Origin of the sequence: Kribbella sp. DT2 (assembly GCF_049844575.1) — a bacterium.
In the GTDB taxonomy this organism is placed as follows: domain Bacteria; phylum Actinomycetota; class Actinomycetes; order Propionibacteriales; family Kribbellaceae; genus Kribbella.
The window spans coordinates 667,372-680,725 of sequence record NZ_JBNCLH010000001.1; the positions used below are offsets into that span (position 1 = coordinate 667,372).

Sequence of the window (13,354 nt, forward strand, 5' to 3'; positions counted from 1 at the left end):
GGTGTCAACGCCGTCTCATGTAGAGGTCGAATGCGGTGTAGAGCGCCTTGTTCAACGGCAGGTCCCACTCACCGACGTACTCGACGGCCTCGCCGCCGGTGCCGACCTTGAACTGGATCAACCCGACGTGCGAGTCGTTCGGGTCCAAGGTGTCGGTGATGCCCCGTAGGTCGTACACGGTCGCGCCCGCGGAGAGCGCGTCCGACATCATCCGCCACTGGATCGCGTTCGATCCACGGACGTCCCGCTTGGCGGTCGAGCTGGCCCCGTAGGAGTACCAGGAATGACCGCCGACCCGGACCCAGATCGTCGAGGCGACCAGGTCCCCCTCGTGGTAGGCGTTGTAGAGCCGGAAGTCGCAGACGTCGGCCGGCTGGTTGGCCATCGCCGCCTGCATCTTGACGAAGTACGGCAGCGGCCGCGGCGTGAAGTGGTCCCGCTCGGCCGTCTCGACGTACAGCTGGTGGAAGGCCTTCAGGTCCTCCGGCGTCCCGAGGGTGACCTCGACGCCGAGCTTGTCGGCCTTCTTGATGTTGCGGCGCCAGAGCTGGTTCATGCCCTTGAGCAGGTCGTCCTGGCTACGACCGGCCAACGGGACCTGGAACACGTACTGCGGCTGGCCGGCTGCGAAGCCCTCGCCGACCTTCGGCGCCTTCCAGCCGAGCGCGCGCAGCTGCGCCGCGACGGTCGCGCCGGACGGCTCGATCACGTCCGCGCGGACGTCGCCGAGCTTCGGCTGCTGGCCGCCGGCGATCGCGTCCTTGATCGTCTTCGCGGTCCACCGCCGGGTCGCGACCGGCGGGCCCATCCGCAGGCCGAACGCGCCCTGCTCCGCCGTGTGCGCCGCGAGCGGGCGCAGGAAGCGGCCGAGGTCGATCGCGTCCCAGTCGATCACCGGGCCCTCGGGCAGGTAGGCCAGGTAGCGCTTCACCTTCGGCATCTGCCGGTACAGCACCAGCGCGACGCCGACCAGCTCGCCCGGGTTCGACGGTTCGTACCAGCCGAGCGACTCGGCCTTCCACTCGCTCTTCACCGCCGCCCAGCCCGGGGTCTGCAGGAAGCTCGCCGACGGCTGGGCGGCCAGGTAGGCGGCGTGCTCGTCGGCCGAGATGGTCCGGATGCTCAAGTCACTCACGGTCGGTCAGGTTACCGGGCGGGAGCGCTAGACCGTAGCCGAGCGGACACATCCGCACGGTGATCACGCTCCCACCCGGTACGGCGTCAGCCGATCCGGATCAGCCGGGAGCCGTGCGCGGGCACGTCCTCGGCGGTCCAGCTGTTCCAGGCCAGGCCCAGGTTCTTCCGCGCCACCAGGTCGCGGACGGTACGCAGGTGACCGGCGCCGAGCGCCTTGAAGTCGACCTTGATGTCGGCCGGCGTCGAGCCGAGGTTGTAGACGGCGGCGTACGTGCGGCCGTGCACGACCTTCTTCCAGACCTGCAGGTCGCCCGCGGTGACGCGCGTCGGCAGTACGGCGGACTGGTCGAGCGCGATCACCTCGGGGTTGGTCAGGATGCTGACGGCCTGGTCGTCGATGTTCTGGAGGTCGCCGCCGACGTACAGGGGAGAGGAGGCCATCGACCAGAACGTCATCACGGACTGCCGCTCGGTGTCGTTGATGCCGTCCTGCAGCCCGGTGCCGGTGTTGTTGACGATCGGCATCGAGTCGAGGTCGCCGAGGTAGTTCGGCCGCAGGTGCCGCAGCCAGTTCGGCAGATCCGTCCAGCGGTCGTCGACCGAGCTCTCCCAGGTCGCCGTGGTGTCGCAGTAGCACTCGACGTCGGTGTCGATCCGGACGCCGTTCACCGACGGGCGCAGGCCCTCGGCGGCCGCGATGTCGACCGGCCAGGCGCTGCCACTCAGCCAGATCTTCCGGCCGACCTTGTCGATCGCCTTCGAGTAGGCCGCCATCTCGGCCACGCTGGACGGCAGGATCCCGTCGATCTTGAGGAAGTCGATGCCCCAGGAGGCGAACTTCCGGATCACCGAGTCGATGTAGGCCTGCGCGCACGGCTTGCTGTAGTCGATCATCCAGTTGTCGTCCCACTTGTTCGCCGTGGTCAGCGGCAGGACGGTGATCTGCTGGACCGTGCAGTTCGTGCCCGCGATCGGCACGTTGTTGTCGTAGATCTTCTTCTCCAGGCCGATCGCGCCGTAGATGCCGAGCTTCAGGCCCTTGCTGTGCACGTAGTCGGCAACCGGCTTGATGCCGTTCGGGAAGCGGACCGGGTCGGCGCTCGGGATGCCGTTGGCGTCACTGTTGGCCTGCCAGTCGCCGCGGGTCTTGCTCCACTCGGCGTCGAGGTTGATGTACCGGTAGCCGGCCGGCTTGAGCTTGGCCGCCATCGTGTCCGCGGTCTTCTTGATCCGGGCCTCGTCCATCCAGTCACCGCCGTACCCCGGCGCCTTGGTCGAACCGATGCTCCAGCTGCTCCATCCCATGAACGGCTGCGGATGCGGTGCCTTCGCCTCAGCCGGCGCCGCCACGGCGAAGGCCAGCAGCGGGGCGATTGCTGCGAAACTGACAACTTTTCGGAGGGTCATACCCCGAACCTATTGTCATTACTTAACTCTGGCAATAAATACCGGCCAGTCGGTTTCCCTAGGGTGAGTGGCATGCGAGTTGCTTTGGTGACGGGGTCGGCGTCGGGGATCGGGGCGGCGACCGTACGGCGGTTCGCGGCGGACGGGATGACTGTGGTGGTGCACTCACGGAGCAGTCGGGAGGCGGGGGAGGCGTTGGCGGCGGAGCTTGGGGGGAGTTACCTGCAGGCGGATCTGGCCGACGACGAGCAGGCTGCGGGACTGGTGCCGGCGGTGCTGGCCGAGCACGGGCGGCTCGACGTACTGGTGAACAACGCGGGGATCAGTTGGCCGGTGCCGCACGCCGAGCTCGAGGGGCTGAGCGCGGCGGACTGGCGCAAGGTGCTCGACGTGAACCTGATCGCGCCGTGGTTGCTGTGCACGGCGGCGCTGCCGGCGCTGCGGGCGGCCGAGGGATGTGTGGTCAACGTGACGAGCCATGCCGGCGTACGGCCGAAGGGCAGTTCGATCGCGTACGCCGCCAGCAAGGCCGCGCTCAACCACGTGACCAAGCTGCTGGCGGCTGCGCTCGGTCCCGAGGTCCGGGTGAACGCGGTGGCGCCCGGGCTCGTCGACACGCCCTTGACGGCGACCTGGACCGAGGCGCAGGAGCTGTGGAGATCCCGGAGCCCGATGGGTCGTGCCGCGCAGCCCGAGGACGTCGCCGACCTGATCGCCGCCGTCGTCGCGAACAGGTACCTGACCGGCGAGGTGATCCTGCTCGACGGTGGTCTCAACCTTCGCTGACTTTCTGTCGGTGGCGGCTTCTACGCTCTCCGGATGCCGTCACTGGGTGTGGACTTCCGTCGTCTCTGGGTCGCCTACACGCTGAGTGCCGCGGGGAGCGCCGTCGGGTTCGGGGCGCTGCCGTTGATCGCGGTGCTCGTGCTCGACGTCAGCACGTTCCAGGTCGCGTTGCTGGCGGCGTTGTCGGCGGTGGCCGGGGCGGCGCTCGCGTTGCCGATGGGCGACTTCATCGAGCAGCGGCACAAGCGGCCGGTGATGATCGTCGCGGACCTCGTGCGCTTCGCCGTACTGATCAGCATCCCGGTCGGCGCCGCGCTCGACGTCCTGACCTACGCGCAGCTCTGCGCCGTCGGCATCCTGCACGCCGCCGCGCTGATCGCCTTCACCGCGGCGAGTGGTGCCCACCTGAAGGCGCTCGTCCCGGCCGAGCAGCGGACCGAGGCGAACGGCCGGTTCGAGCAGACCACCTGGATCACGCTCAGCGTCGGCCCGCCGGTCGGTGGTGTGCTGATCGGGCTGATCGGCGCGACGTTCACGCTGGCGCTCGACGCGATCTCGTTCCTGCTGTCGGCGTTCGGCATCAGCCGGATCCGTACGCCGGAGCCGGTGCCGGCCGAGCGGCACGGCAAGCGCGACCTCACGACGGGCTGGCGCTACATCTGGCGCCGGCGCGGTCTCCGGGTGCTGTTCCTCAACTCGCAGATCTTCGGCGGGCCGGTGATGATGACGTCGCCGCTGCTCGCGGTGTTCATGCTGCGCGACCTGGACATGCCCGCCTGGCAGTACGGCGTGGTCCTCGGCGTGCCCTGCGCCGGTGGCGTGCTCGGGGCCTGGCTCGCGCCGCGTCTGACGCGGCGGCTCGGGCTGCACCGGATGCTGCTGGTGTTCGGCGTACTGCGAGCGCCCTGGCTGCTGCTGTTCCCGCTGGCGACGCCGGGGGTGGACGGCCTGATCATCCTGTTCGTGGCGGAGACCGGCCTGCTCTTCGCGGCCGGCGCGTTCAACCCGTCGTTCGCGACGTACCGGATGGACGCGACCGAGGACAGCCACATGTCCCGGGTGTTCACCGCCTGGTCGGTCACCTCGCGGGCGGTGCAGCCGGCGTTCATGGCGGTCGGTGGGGTGCTGGCCGGGCTGATCGGGCTGCGGCCGACCTTCCTCGTCGCGGGCATCTGCTGCCTGGTCAGCGCCGCCGTCCTGCCGTGGCGAAGTGCCGCCCGGGCCGAGCCAGTGCCGGAGACGGCCTGAGCGTTGCGGTACGGTCCGGCGCATGGCGGATGCCGAAGCGACGACCGACCGCACCAGCACGTTCTACTGGGTGTGCGCGGCGCTGTGCCTGGTGGTCGCCCTGTTCCTCGCCGCCGACATCAGCAAGTCCAACAGCCAGTACGGCGCCGCCGCGTGGATCGGCGTCACCCTGGCCGCCGTACTGGTCCTGGCACTGACCGCCCTGTACGTCGCGTGCGCGACCGGCCGCCTGGCGCTGCGCCGAGTCGCGGTCGGCAGCCTGACGCTCTTCCACGTCTCCACCATCGCCGTGGTGGCCGCGGTCGGCGCCGACGTGCTCATCCCGGCCCGCGACACCGGCTCCCTGGCGCTGCTGCTGCCGTGGGGCATCACGTACTGGCTCTACAACCTGAAGCCGGCCGAAGACCAGGCCTGAAGAATCTGGTCGGCACCAGAACCTTTCACCCCCCGATCGCGTTCAGAGCCCGGACAGGTACGTCGGCGAACAGGACGGGCATGGATCGGGACGAGGACTTCACCGCCTTCGTGCACGCGCGGTCGGCCCGGCTGCTGCACTTCGCCTGGATGCTGTGCGGCGACAAGGGGCAGGCCGAAGACCTGGTGCAGACCGCGCTGGAGAAGGCCTACCCGCACTGGGACCGGGCGCGTGCGGGGGACCCGTACGCGTACGTCCGCCGGGCGGTGGCCAACCACCACGTGTCCTGGCTCCGGCGCCGGATGTGGCGGGAGCAGCCGGTCGGCGGCTCGACCGAGCTCGACCAGTCCACGCGGGTCGGGGCGCCGGACGGTGCCGGCGCGATGGTGGAGAGTCTGGCGATCACCAGTGCGTTGGCCGTCCTCACCCCTCGCGAGCGAGCGGTCGTCGTACTGCGGTACCTCGAGGATCTGAGTGAGAAGGAGACCGCCGCCGTGCTCGGGCTCGCGGTGGGGACGGTGAAGAGCGTGACCTACCGGGCGCTCCGGAAACTTCGTACGACGTCGCTCGACCCGAGCCTGATCGGAGAGCAGAGATGAGAGCCGAGGACCTGACCCGGGCGTTGCACGCCGAACCGAACGCGTTCGAGCCGCTCGACCCGGCCAAGTTGATCGCCGGCCATCGCCGGAGGCAGCGGCGGCGGCGCCGCGTGACGGTCGTCGTGGTGGCGGCTTCGGTCCTGGTGGCCGCGGGGGTGCTCACGAAGGTGAACGGATCTGGCTCGGACCCGTTGCCACCGGCAAGTACACCGTCGGCCAAGCCGATGGACGCGGTCGAGCGTGCCTGCCGTACGGAGATCACGGCGGCTGCTGACCGGTCCGCCCGCGCCCGCGACGGTCTGGCCCCGGACCTGGAGGTAGTCGCTCGCAGCGCGCTGCCCGGCGTACCGGGGGAGGTGCTCGTGCTGAAGGACTCGGAGGTCTTGATCGGCTGCGACACCGTCGCCGACAGCGGCAGCGCCGTTGTCACCAAGGCCCGGCCGCCGGCGAGCACGTCGGGCTCGGACTTCGAGACGGCGATGAACGTCGTCAAGGTGAACGGGAGGCCGATGCGCTACTACTGGTCGGCCGGCGTCCTGCCCGACGGAGTCGCACGGATCCGCTACCGCTTCCACTACGGTTCCCAGGCCGAAGCGAAGCTCACCGGCAGGTACTGGATCATGCAGCGTCTCCTGCGACTGCAACCACCGGCCGATTTTCCCGTCGTGGTCGACCTGCTCGATGCCCGGGGCAAGCTGGTGCGGAGCTACAAAGTCAACCCGAAGGGTTGCCCGCTGCAGACCAGAGGGTGCTGAACCAGGAGAACCTTTTCGGCGCCGATCGCGTTTTGAGCCCGTCCAACGCACTCGACGAGCAGGAGACGCACAGATGCGATCGAAGAAGTTCCGGACCGCGCGGATCGCGATGGCAGGGCTGGTGATCGCCGGAGCCGGCGCCGCCGGGTTCGCCGGGGTGGCCGCGGCCAGGACCGAGCAGGCGGCGGCACCGCAGGAGACGGCCAAGGCCGCGCAGGGCACGGTCTCGCGAGCAGCGGCCGGGCCGGAGGCGGTCGCCGCGAAGTCGAAGTTCGTGTTCCAGAACGAGCGTCCGGCCGCGGTGCCCGGTCGTACGGATGTCAAAGCCCAGGGCGGGTGGGACGCGCTGCACTCCTCGCTGGGGGTGGCGCGGGCCGCCGGCGGGCCGAAGCTGAGTGCCGCCTTCCCGACGGCCAAGGTGCACACGGTGATCTTCACCAGCGGCACGAAGGCCTGGTACGCCGACGTCGAGCACCGCGACGGCTGGACCAAGGCCGCCGCCCAACTGAAGGGCGTGCCCTACGCCGGGGAGCCGGAAGGCCCGACGAACCCGGCCCGCTTCGGTTTCGCCGTCTTCGCCTACGACCAGACCGGTCGCCTGCTGCACCAGTTCCCGGGCAAGATCGCCGATCCGCTGGGCAAGGGTGCGGGCGAGACCCCGCCGGGGTTCTCGGTTTACACCACCGCCGGCTGATCACACCGTTCCCGGTACGCCGCGGCACGGCGTACCGGGAAGGGTCAGTTCAGGTGGGAGCGCAGGTAGTCGAGATCGGTCTTCTGGCCGTTGTCCGCGTTCGGCGTCTCGACCACGACCGGGGCGCCGGCGGCCTTCACCACCGCGACGATGTCGGCCGGGTCGATGTGCCCCTGCTCGAAGTTGCTGTGCCGGTCCGCGCCCGAGCCGAACTCGTCGCGGGAGCCGTTGGCGTGCACCAGGTCGATCCGGCCGGTGATCGCGAGCACCTTCTCGACGATCGTCGGCAGCTCCTCGCCGGCCGCGTGGAAGTGGCAGGTGTCGAGGCAGAAGCCGACGTTCTCCAGCCGGTCGTTGCCCGACGCCTGCACCGCCTCCCACAGCCGCTCGATCCGCTCCAGCTGCCGGGCCATCGCGTTCTCGCCGCCGGCGGTGTTCTCGATCAGCAGCGGCACCGGCAGCTCGGCCCGCTCGATGCACTTGCGCCAGTTGTCGAAACCGGCCTCCGGGTCGTCCTCGTCACCGACGTGCCCGCCGTGCACGATGACGCCCTTGACGCCGATCTCGGCGGACTTGTCGAGCGTCTGCTGCAGCAGCTTGCGGCTCGGGATCCGGATCCGGTTGTTCGTGTTCGCCACGTTCAGCCGGTACGGCGCGTGCACGTACAGCGCGACCCCGGCGGCCTCGGCCCGCTCGCGCAGCGCGTCCTCGCCGTCGGCGTACGCGAGCTTCGGTGCCTTGTAGTCCTGCGGGTCGCCCAGGAAGAACTGCACCAGGTCCGCGCCCCGGTCGGCCGCCTCGGCCAGCGGGTCTTCCTGATCGACGTGCGCCCCAAGCTGAAAACTCATGGCACCACCCTAGAACCGCCCACCGACAACTCCGTCACGACCAGCCCGCCGACCGCGTGACCGGCCGGGTCTCGGTGGCCGGCGGCTGGACCGGGCGCCCCTCGAACTCGGTCGACAGCACCACGTGCGTGTTGAGCTCACCGTGCTCCCCGAGCCGCTCGAACAGTCCTTCCAGGTGCTGCATCGACGTCACCCGGACCCGCAGCATCGTGCAGGAGCTGCCGCTCAGCTTGTGGATCTCCAGCACCTCGGGGAAGTCCTCCGAGCGGGTCGTCTTCAGCAGGCACCGCCCGGTGCTGCACCGCATCTGGACGAACGCCGAAAGCGGCTGCCCGGCCCGCGCCGCGTCGACCTCCGCCCGGTAACCGGAGATCACTCCGGCCTCCTCCAGCCGCCGTACCCGGTCGGCCACGGCGGGCGGCGACAGATTCACCCGCTTGCCGAGCTGGTTGTACGACAGCCGCCCGTCGGCCTGCAGCTCACCCAGGATCTGCCAGTCGGTCGCGTCCAGATTTCGCTGCTGAAAGGTCATCCGTCCACAACACCTTCGACATCGCCGGTGGACAAGGCCCAACGCCTTGCATCGGCCATTCTTCCGTGGTGCAGGCCTTTCTAGCGTTGACGGCATGCTGATTCCGCTCGTGGTCGCCGCCGCCCTGATGAACGCCGCCATGGTTGCCGCGAGCGCGGTGAGCACGATCCTGGTCGCCGACGACCTGTCGGCCGGACTGGCCGGTCTCCCGAACACCGCGGGAGTTCTCGGTACGGCGGCCGGCGCGGTGGCGGTCGGGCGATGGAGTGCCCGGCACGGACGGGCGCAGGCGCTGCGCACCGGCTACGGCATCTCGGTAGCGGGCGCGGCCCTGACCGTACTGGCCGCTGTCGGTGCGCCGGTGCTCCTGCTCTTCGCCGGCATGTTCCTGCTCGGTGCCGGCAACGCAGCCAGCCTGCTGTCCCGGTACGCCGCAGCCGACGCGGCCGCACCAGCACGGCGAGCAGCTGCCATGGGCACCGTCGTCTGGGCCAGTACGGCGGGCGCAGTCGGCGGCCCGTTCCTGCTCGAACCAGCTCAGGCCGCCGCGACCTCAGCAGGTCTCCCGGCGCTGTCCGGTCCGTTCCTGCTGGCCGTGGCGGCAGCGTTCTCGGCGCTGCTCGCCGCCAGCCGCATCCGCCCGCAGCCGGCGGCGGCAGCGGTCGACGCGGCCCCCGACCTACCGGCGCCTCGTACGCCGCTGGTCCCGGTCGGCGTGATGCTCGTCGGTCACCTGGTCATGGTGGCGATGACGACGTCCGTACCGGTGCACGCCCACCACCAGGGGCAGAGTCTCGGCGCACTCGGCCTGATGCTGTCGTTCCACACGCTCGGCATGTTCGCGCTGTCACCGGTCACCGGCTGGTGGATCGACCGCGCCGGTCCTCGGCCGGTGATGCTGACCGGACTGGTGACCGTCATGGTGTCGGCGACGGCCATGACTCTGCACGGCCCGACGTTCACCGTGGTGCTGTTCCTGCTCGGCTACGGCTGGAACCTCTGCTACTTGGGCGGGAGCGCATCGCTGCGCCGGTCGGCCGGTTCACCGGCCGCGGCAACCAGGCTGGAGAGCCGGGCCGAGGCCTGGGTCTGGGCGGTCGCCGCCCTGGCCACCGCCGCGTCCACCGGGGTGTTCGCCGAGGGCGGGTTCCGCCTGTTGTCCACAGGCTCGGTCGTGATCGCGCTGCCCCTGCTCGTCGTGGTCGCGCGACGACGTACGGTGAGAACCACGGCTCCGGATCCGGAGCGCGCCCGCGGCTGAGGCCTGTGGATATGGTCAAGAGGCGGTCCGCGCGCTGGTATTCTTCTGGTGTGGCCCGGTCCATCGACCGGGCTGCTTGCTTGGGTTCGGCGGCAATTGCCGGGCCCAGGTGTTCGCATCGCCCTCCTGCCACGGAGAGACCGTGGCCGCCAAGTCCGAAGGAGGTGGAGTTCGCGCATGCGTCATTACGAAGTTTTGGTGATTCTCGACCCTGAGCTCGAAGAGCGCACGGTCGAGCCCTCGCTCGACACGTACCTGAACATCGTCCGCAAGGAAGGTGGAACGGTCGAGAAGGTCGACATCTGGGGCCGTCGCAAGCTTGCTTACGACGTCAAGAAGAAGGCCGAAGGCATCTACGCCATCATCGACCTGACCGCCGAGCCGGCTGTGGTGAAGGAGCTCGACCGTCAGCTCACGCTGAACGAGTCGATCCTGCGCACCAAGGTCCTCCGACCGGACCAGCGCTGACCCTGGGGTCGTCAGCAGCATCGGTACTGTCGGCCTCGGCCGCTATTGATAGCTGTAGACACAGTCACACCCGAATGCAGGAGGAACGGTAATGGCAGGCGAAACCGTCGTCACACTGGTCGGCAACCTTGTCGACGACCCTGAACTGCGGTTCACCCCGTCCGGTGCCGCCGTCGCGAACTTTCGCGTCGCGTCGACACCGCGGACGTACGACCGGCAGTCCGGTGAGTGGAAGGACGGCGAGTCGCTGTTCCTGAGCTGCTCCGTCTGGCGGCAGGCCGCGGAGAACGTGGCCGAGTCGCTCCAGAAGGGAATGCGCGTCATCATCCAGGGCCGGCTCAAGTCGCGCTCGTACGACGACCGTGAGGGCCAGAAGCGCACGGTTTTCGAGATCGACGTCGACGAGGTCGGTCCGAGTCTGCGCAGCGCCACCGCCAAGGTGACCCGGGCCTCGCGCTCGGGTGGCGGCGAAGGTGGCGGCGGCAACTTCGGTGGTGGCGGTGGCGGTAACTCCGGTGGTGGGTTCGGCGGTGGCGGCAACAGTGGTGGAAACCAGGCCCCGCAGAACGACCCCTGGGCGTCCCCGCAGGGTGGAGGCGGTGGCGGCGGACAGTCGGCCGCCGCTCCGCAGAACGACCCCTGGGCGAGCCAGGGCGGCGGTTCCATGGAGGAGCCTCCGTTCTGATCCGTCACAGGATCCAGCACTGACACTGCGACCATTCCGGCACCCGTGCCGGGCTCTGCTAGGAGGAGAGCACCACAATGGCCAAAATTATCCGGAAGCCCAAGAAGAAGGTCTGCGGCTTCTGCAAGGACAAGACGACGTACGTCGACTACAAGGACACCGCGCTGCTGCGCAAGTTCATCTCGGACCGCGGCAAGATCCGCGCCCGCCGGGTGACCGGGAACTGCGTGCAGCACCAGCGCGACGTGGCCATCGCTATCAAGAACGCTCGTGAGGTGGCCCTGCTGCCGTACACGAGCACGGCTCGCTGAGGGAGGTCTGAGACATGAAGCTCATCCTTGCGCAGGAGGTCGAAGGCCTCGGTAACCCCGGCGACATCGTCGAGGTGAAGGACGGCTACGGCCGCAACTACCTGGTTCCGCGCGGCCTGGCCATTGGCTGGACCCGTGGGGCCGAGAAGCAGATCACGTCGATCAAGCGGGCGCGTGACGCCCGGGCGATCCAGGGCAAGGAGCACGCGAGCGAGGTCAAGAACCAGCTCGAGCAGCTCGGCGTCACGCTGGACGTGAAGGCCGGCGACACCGGCCGCCTGTTCGGATCGGTCACCCCGGCGGATGTCGCCGGCGCGATCAAGTCCGCCGGCGGCCCGCTGGTCGAGAAGCGCGCGATCTCGATCGGCTCGCCGATCAAGACCACGGGCAAGCACCAGGTCTCGATCCAGCTGCACCCCGAGGTGGCCGCCACGGTCCGCCTCGACGTCGTCGCGGTCTGACGCACCCGCAACACCTGAAACACCAGCACGGCCCGGACTCCACGGAGTTCCGGGCCGTTGCTGTGTCCCGGGCCCTACTGCTGTTCCGGGGTCGGCCAGGTAGTCGGGCGGGGGTCGCTGCCCTGGGCGGTCTCGGCGATCTCGACGGTCGGTCGGGTGACCGGTTGCGGGTCCGACCGGCCGGACGAATCGGTGGGCGGAGCGACCGTCGGCCAACTGGGCGGGCTCGGCTCGTCGGCCAGTCCCGCCGCCCCCGCGGACACCGGCACCACCGCAACCATCAGCGCGACCGCGCCGGCGGCCACCCACCGCCTGGCATGCCTCGGCGCGTTCATTTCTTGTCCAGCGCGTAGAGAACGGTGCCGTGCACAACGATCGCCCGGTTTCCGGCGACCCCCCACGGCCGTGCGGCGTTCTTCGGCAGCGGGGTCAGCTTGCCACCACCGGGAACGATCGACGAGAGCGTGTTGTCGGCATTCGCGTAGATCGTCGTACCGGTGATCGACAGCGGTTCGAAATCGTCGAGAAGACTGGTCTTCCGGCCGGTGAAGTCGATCACGCACTCGCCGTACGCCGCGACCTTGCCGGTCTGGTCCGGTACCCACTGCCAGTTCTCGACCCGGTTCTGGTCCACCTGCGGGCAGGCCGCGGCGACCGACCCGTCGGCCGTCGAGCTGACCGTCGGGATCACCACGTCGGCCTTCTTGGTGTTCCAGACGACCAGTGCGCGCCCGGCGCTGGCCATCGCGATGTGGTTGATCCCGGTCCCACCGGGCGGCGGCTTCAGGGTCAGTTGCTGCAGATCCTTGCCGGCCTGGCTCCAGTACAGCGGGCCGCCGTAGCGGGCGATCAGCGCCTTGTCGCCCTCGGCGAGCAGTACGGTCGAGAAGCGCGGCCGGCCCTCCACCGTGTGCAGGGTGCCGTTGCTGATCACGCTCGCGTCCCCCTCGCCGAAGGTGATCAGCGGGGAGCTGCCGAAGAACTGCACCTCGGCGCTGTCCGGCAGGTCGATCTCGGTCGGCTCGAGTCCGTCGCCGGGGTAGTAGCGCAGGACCTTCGGCGTCGAGACGGCGAGCACCGGCTTGGAGTCGATGGTGGTATAGACCGGATTGGTCGCGTCCCTCGGCACCTCGTCCTGCCACAGCACCTTGCCGTTGCTGTCCAGGACGACGAGCTTCTGGTCCTCGGTCAGGACGGCGACCTCGCTGCCGTCGGGCGACACGGCCGGTGCGGAGCCTTCGGCGATGTCGATCGTCCAGCTCGCGCTGGTGGTCCAGCCGGGCGGGGCCGGCCGGGCGATGAACTGGTCCGGCACGATCTTCGGTGCCGGCAGCTCCGGCAGCAGGTTGGCCGCGGGCGGCTTCGGCGCGGCCGGTTCCCGCAGGACCAGCAGGTACAACGCGGTACCGCCGATCAGGACGACGGCCAGTGCGGCGGCCGCGACGATCGGCCAGATCGGCTTGGCCTTCGGGGCCACTTCGATCGCGTCGACCGTGCCGTCGGGGTGGACCACCAGCGGCCACGACGAGCCGTCGGAGTCGACCGCGGTCGCCTTCACGGGCCGGCCGAGCTGACTGGCCCGCTCGGCGATCAGCGCGATCGCGGCCTGCCGCGGGTCGTGGTGGTTCACCGGGTGGCTGCGCCCGGCGATCTTCACCTCGGCGTTGTGGTCGTCGTACAGCCGGATCGTGACCTTCGGCCAGGAAGGGATGCCCTTGTCAGCCACGGTCACCACTCATCCAGGCCA

17 protein-coding genes are annotated in these 13,354 nt (G+C 69.5%); 11 read left to right on the forward strand and 6 right to left on the reverse strand.

The window, feature by feature from the left end; genetic code table 11:
- Nucleotides 1-4: 4 nt before the first annotated feature.
- Both ACLQ2O_RS03175 and ACLQ2O_RS03180 read right to left on the reverse strand, forming a co-directional pair.
- Nucleotides 5-1,135 carry a lipid II:glycine glycyltransferase FemX gene (locus ACLQ2O_RS03175; RefSeq protein ID WP_425826947.1) on the reverse strand — a complete coding sequence of 377 codons (1,131 nt, stop codon included), beginning with the start codon at nt 1,133-1,135 and terminating at the stop codon, nt 5-7.
- Between the two features lie 86 nt (nt 1,136-1,221).
- Nucleotides 1,222-2,544: a glycoside hydrolase family 27 protein gene (locus ACLQ2O_RS03180; protein WP_425826949.1), complete on the reverse strand. Its 1,323-nt coding sequence runs from the start codon at nt 2,542-2,544 to the stop codon at nt 1,222-1,224.
- Nucleotides 2,545-2,616: 72 nt separating this feature from the next.
- On the opposite strand from ACLQ2O_RS03180, the gene ACLQ2O_RS03185 reads away from it, so the two are divergent.
- The 6 genes from ACLQ2O_RS03185 (at nt 2,617) to ACLQ2O_RS03210 (ending at nt 7,041) form a co-directional block, all read left to right on the forward strand.
- Nucleotides 2,617-3,330 carry an SDR family NAD(P)-dependent oxidoreductase gene (locus tag ACLQ2O_RS03185; RefSeq protein ID WP_425826951.1) on the forward strand — a complete coding sequence of 238 codons (714 nt, stop codon included), beginning with the start codon at nt 2,617-2,619 and terminating at the stop codon, nt 3,328-3,330.
- 33 nt (nt 3,331-3,363) lie between these two features.
- Nucleotides 3,364-4,578, forward strand: coding sequence for an MFS transporter (locus tag ACLQ2O_RS03190; RefSeq protein ID WP_425826953.1), 1,215 nt, complete (start codon nt 3,364-3,366; stop codon nt 4,576-4,578).
- A 22-nt stretch (nt 4,579-4,600) separates the two neighbouring features.
- Nucleotides 4,601-4,993, forward strand: coding sequence for a hypothetical protein (locus ACLQ2O_RS03195; protein WP_425826955.1), 393 nt, complete (start codon nt 4,601-4,603; stop codon nt 4,991-4,993).
- 80 nt (nt 4,994-5,073) lie between these two features.
- Complete coding sequence (locus ACLQ2O_RS03200; protein WP_425826957.1) at nt 5,074-5,592, forward strand: SigE family RNA polymerase sigma factor; 519 nt, start codon at nt 5,074-5,076, stop codon at nt 5,590-5,592.
- Nucleotides 5,589-6,347 carry a hypothetical protein gene (locus ACLQ2O_RS03205; RefSeq protein WP_425826959.1) on the forward strand — a complete coding sequence of 253 codons (759 nt, stop codon included), beginning with the start codon at nt 5,589-5,591 and terminating at the stop codon, nt 6,345-6,347. The genes ACLQ2O_RS03200 and ACLQ2O_RS03205 overlap by 4 nt, the downstream gene beginning before the upstream one ends.
- A gap of 73 nt (nt 6,348-6,420) precedes the next feature.
- Entirely contained in the window at nt 6,421-7,041 is a 621-nt protein-coding gene (locus ACLQ2O_RS03210; RefSeq protein WP_425826961.1) for a hypothetical protein, read from the forward strand.
- 44 nt (nt 7,042-7,085) lie between these two features.
- Here ACLQ2O_RS03210 and ACLQ2O_RS03215 read toward each other — a convergent pair whose 3' ends face one another.
- Nucleotides 7,086-7,889 carry a deoxyribonuclease IV gene (locus tag ACLQ2O_RS03215; protein WP_425826963.1) on the reverse strand — a complete coding sequence of 268 codons (804 nt, stop codon included), beginning with the start codon at nt 7,887-7,889 and terminating at the stop codon, nt 7,086-7,088.
- A 34-nt stretch (nt 7,890-7,923) separates the two neighbouring features.
- A complete protein-coding gene (locus ACLQ2O_RS03220; RefSeq protein WP_425826965.1) occupies nt 7,924-8,421 on the reverse strand; it encodes an Lrp/AsnC family transcriptional regulator in 498 nt (165 codons plus the stop codon).
- A gap of 94 nt (nt 8,422-8,515) precedes the next feature.
- On the opposite strand from ACLQ2O_RS03220, the gene ACLQ2O_RS03225 reads away from it, so the two are divergent.
- From ACLQ2O_RS03225 to rplI, 5 genes are all read left to right on the forward strand, one after another.
- Nucleotides 8,516-9,682, forward strand: a complete 1,167-nt coding sequence (locus ACLQ2O_RS03225) for an MFS transporter (RefSeq protein ID WP_425826967.1) — start codon at nt 8,516-8,518, stop codon at nt 9,680-9,682.
- Nucleotides 9,683-9,859: 177 nt separating this feature from the next.
- Entirely contained in the window at nt 9,860-10,150 is a 291-nt protein-coding gene (rpsF, locus tag ACLQ2O_RS03230; protein WP_425826969.1) for a 30S ribosomal protein S6, read from the forward strand.
- 91 nt (nt 10,151-10,241) lie between these two features.
- The gene (locus ACLQ2O_RS03235) at nt 10,242-10,835 is read left to right on the forward strand and encodes a single-stranded DNA-binding protein (protein ID WP_425826971.1); all 594 of its coding nucleotides are present in this window, start codon (nt 10,242-10,244) and stop codon (nt 10,833-10,835) included.
- 77 nt (nt 10,836-10,912) lie between these two features.
- Nucleotides 10,913-11,146 carry a 30S ribosomal protein S18 gene (gene rpsR, locus ACLQ2O_RS03240; protein WP_425826973.1) on the forward strand — a complete coding sequence of 78 codons (234 nt, stop codon included), beginning with the start codon at nt 10,913-10,915 and terminating at the stop codon, nt 11,144-11,146.
- A gap of 14 nt (nt 11,147-11,160) precedes the next feature.
- Nucleotides 11,161-11,607: a 50S ribosomal protein L9 gene (gene rplI, locus ACLQ2O_RS03245; RefSeq protein WP_425826975.1), complete on the forward strand. Its 447-nt coding sequence runs from the start codon at nt 11,161-11,163 to the stop codon at nt 11,605-11,607.
- A 74-nt stretch (nt 11,608-11,681) separates the two neighbouring features.
- Here the strand turns inward: rplI and ACLQ2O_RS03250 are convergent, their stop codons facing one another.
- Entirely contained in the window at nt 11,682-11,942 is a 261-nt protein-coding gene (locus ACLQ2O_RS03250) for a hypothetical protein (RefSeq protein ID WP_425826977.1), read from the reverse strand.
- Nucleotides 11,939-13,339 carry a hypothetical protein gene (locus tag ACLQ2O_RS03255; protein ID WP_425826979.1) on the reverse strand — a complete coding sequence of 467 codons (1,401 nt, stop codon included), beginning with the start codon at nt 13,337-13,339 and terminating at the stop codon, nt 11,939-11,941. The genes ACLQ2O_RS03250 and ACLQ2O_RS03255 overlap by 4 nt, the downstream gene beginning before the upstream one ends.
- Nucleotides 13,340-13,354 lie beyond the last annotated feature (15 nt).